Below are 2911 nucleotides of genomic sequence, written 5' to 3'. Positions count from 1 at the left end.
GCCCTCGATCCCGCCCCCGATCCGGAAGTCCCACGACCAGTGCCGCGTCCCGAACGTTCCGCGCGCCCCGCTCGGGCCCGCATGCTCGCTCCCATAGCCTCGCTCACGGCCGCCGCCGGCGTCGCGACCGTGCTGGCCGCCCTGATCGGCTCGGCCTCCCCGGCCGCCGCTGCCGTGGCGCTGCCCCAGCGCCCCATCGTCAAGCCGAGCTCCTCCTTCCCGACCGTGTCCCAGTCCGCCACCACCGCGCCGGCCTCGAGCCCGGCCGTCGTGCAGAGCTCCACCGCACCGGTCGTGACGCACAGCACCTCGAGCAGCCGGCAGGTCTCGGCCACCTCGACCGCGCGCACGGGCTACGTCCAGCCGATCCACTCCTCCACCTTCAAGCCGCAGACGCTGCCCAGCGCGGCGGCCCCGACCAGCGCGGGCCCGTGCGTACCGGACACCCACGCCCCGGCTACCGGCGCGGATCTGCAGCTGCCCCAGGTGGCCGGCCAGTCCGCCGACGCCGGCTACTCCGGCTGGCTGCGCGTGACCAACGTGGGCCCGGCCTCGATGCTGCCGCCGCAGCTGGCCTCGTCGAACCTGGCCACGCTCACCCTCACCCGCACCGTCGACGCCCAGTCGGCCAACCTCTCGATGGCCGCGACCTCCGGCGACCGCTTCGCCTGCGCCCGGCTCGACGTCGGCGCCGGCCAGGGCTACCAGCGCATCGACTACGCGCTGACCAACGCGGCCTTCGTCTCCGAGTCCCAGATGGGCACCACCGAGTACCTGACGATCACCTACGGGCAGATCAGCTGGAACTACGTGACCGGCACCGGCGCCGCCGCCCAGACCGGATCCGGCGCTGTGAACACGCAGCCGGACCAGCAGACCTCCTCGGTGCGCCAGGACGCCAAGCTGGTCGGCGCGGGCGTCCTCGGTCTGGCGCTGCTGTGCGCCCTCGGCATGCTGACCCTGACCCTGATGGGCCGGCACCGCAGGAAGGTGCGCTACCGCCAGGTCCGCGAGCGTTCCCGGGTGACTCCCTCGCCCGTGCCAGGACGGTCCGGTCTGGCCGGGCTGCCGCGCCAGCAGGCGTACACCGCGAAGCGGGCCCAGGACCTGGACCCGGCGAATCAGGACGCGCCGACCACCACGCTGCCGAAGGTCGTGGCCCCGGTGCCCGAGGTCCTGCGCTCCGTGAAGGTGACGCAGTTCGCGCACACCCGCCCGGCCGTCGCCGCGGTGGGGGCTGTGGTGGGCGCGGGTGTTGCGGGTGCCGCAGCTTCTGCGGCCTCTGGGGTCGGGTCCGGCGGTGGAGCGGGCGCGGCTGACGAGCCCTCATCGGCGCCGGTGGACGAGCCGGAAGTGACTGCTGAGCTGGCTGAGTCGGTGGACGAGCCGGAAGTGTCTACTGACCTGGCTGACGAGTCCGCGGCGTCGGCGGATGAGCCGGGGGAGTCCGCTGACCTGGCTGAGGAGTCCGCTGACCTGGCTGACGAACCCTTGGAGTCGGCGGACGAGCCCGAAGTGCCCGCTGACGAGCCCTCAGCGCCGACGGAACCAGACCCGAGCGACGGGTCGGCGCCGCAGGGCGAAGTCGGGAGTGAGCCGGTAGACCTGCCCGGGCCGGGCGGGGAGCATGAGCCGGGCGAGCTCGCCGCCGAGGTTGACCCCGACGGCGAGGCCGAGGCCGACGGAAGCGGCGGAGAAGAGCTGGGTGGCGCCGAGCCCGGTCTGTCCGCGGACGATGAACAGGACGCCGAGATAGGTGGCGGAGCCGGGGAGCAGGGCGACGAGCCCGGGGATGGTGTAGGGGAGCCCGGAAGTGGCCCCGCGGCGGGCGATGAGCTGCCCGCCGAGCCCGAGCAGGACGCTGGTGATCGTGACGGCGACGGCCTGGGTGAGCCCGGCCTGCCGGAGCCCGGCATCGCAGATCCAGCCGAAGGCGGCGCTCAGGACGGCGTAGCCGAGGACGGGCCGACGGACCTGCAGGACAACGGCGAAAGTGAGTCCGAGGACCCCGGCGGCGAGAGTCTGGAGCCAAGGCCGGGAGGGGATGACGAGGGTGCCGGCCGGGTTGAGGTCGATGCCGATGGCGATCCCGGCCCGCAGGACGAGGCTGATCCCGCAGATGATGCCGATGATGATGAAGAAGACCTCGAGCAGCCGGGCCGCGGCGGTGATGTAGAAGGCGGTCAGAGCGTCCTGGACGGCGGCGACCAGGGCGCGGCCGGGGAGCAGGGCGAAGAGCCCGCCGGTGATGACGGCCGAGGAGAGGACCTCGGCGTGGACGAGGTCGAGTAGGATCGCCGCGGCCGCCGCGGGCATCGCGGCCACCACGTACTGGTAGAACTCGGGCAGCCCGCGGGTGGCCAGCGACCAGGCGAGCTGATTGCCCACCAGGGCGGCCGCGCAGGCGCTGAAGAACACCGTCCAGTGCCCGCCGACCAGTACGGAGGCCGCGCCCGCGAGCAGCGCCGTGCTCGCCGCGATCATCCAGTGCGGATACGGGTGGCGGTTGCGGCGGATCCGCAGCAGCCGCCCGTACGCCTCCTCGACCGACAGGTCGCGCTCGCTGATGTCGCGCACCAGGTCGTGCACCGCGGCGAGCCGGGTGTAGTCCGATCCGCGCCGCCGCACGCTGCGCGAGGCCGTCCACGCCGGGTCGGCCAGCGTGACCTGGTGCGAGATCGTCAGCAGGGTGAAGGTGACGCTCACGTCGCAGCGCTCGAGTGCGAACCCGTGCGCCACCGCCAGCATTCCCGCCTCGACATCCTCTGCCGCCTCGCCCGAGGCCAGCAGCAGTTCTCCGAGCCGCAGCGCGAGGTCGAGTACCCGGCCTGATCGACCACGCCGTCCGCGAGATGCCCGCAACGCCGACGGAGAGCGGTTCATGGAGCGCTACGCCCCCACCATCAAGGAC

The 2911-nt window shown here is 73.2% G+C and carries 1 protein-coding gene and 2 pseudogenes; 1 reads left to right on the top strand and 2 read right to left on the bottom strand.

What is annotated here, in order from left to right:
* Window positions 1–350, bottom strand: a pseudogene (locus KDL01_RS40185) (hypothetical protein); the annotation flags it as partial.
* A gap of 136 nt (window positions 351–486) precedes the next feature.
* On the opposite strand from KDL01_RS40185, the pseudogene KDL01_RS46350 reads away from it, so the two are divergent.
* Window positions 487–798, top strand: a pseudogene (locus tag KDL01_RS46350) (hypothetical protein); the annotation flags it as partial.
* 735 nt (window positions 799–1533) lie between these two features.
* On the opposite strand, the gene KDL01_RS40180 reads toward KDL01_RS46350, so the two are convergent.
* Window positions 1534–2883 carry a threonine/serine exporter family protein gene (locus KDL01_RS40180; protein ID WP_212533974.1) on the bottom strand — a complete coding sequence of 450 codons (1350 nt, stop codon included), beginning with the start codon at window positions 2881–2883 and terminating at the stop codon, window positions 1534–1536.
* Window positions 2884–2911 lie beyond the last annotated feature (28 nt).

The sequence above is a fragment of the Actinospica durhamensis genome (assembly GCF_018139695.1).
Classification (GTDB): Bacteria; Actinomycetota; Actinomycetes; order Streptomycetales; family Catenulisporaceae; genus Actinospica; species Actinospica durhamensis.
This window is presented reverse-complemented; position numbering and strand designations above follow the sequence as displayed.

Bases quoted from the DNA above. Each gene is read 5' to 3' on its own strand.
- KDL01_RS40180 (WP_212533974.1), bottom strand. From the start codon at position 2,883: ATGAACCGCTCTCCGTCGGCGTTGCGGGCATCTCGCGGACGGCGTGGT.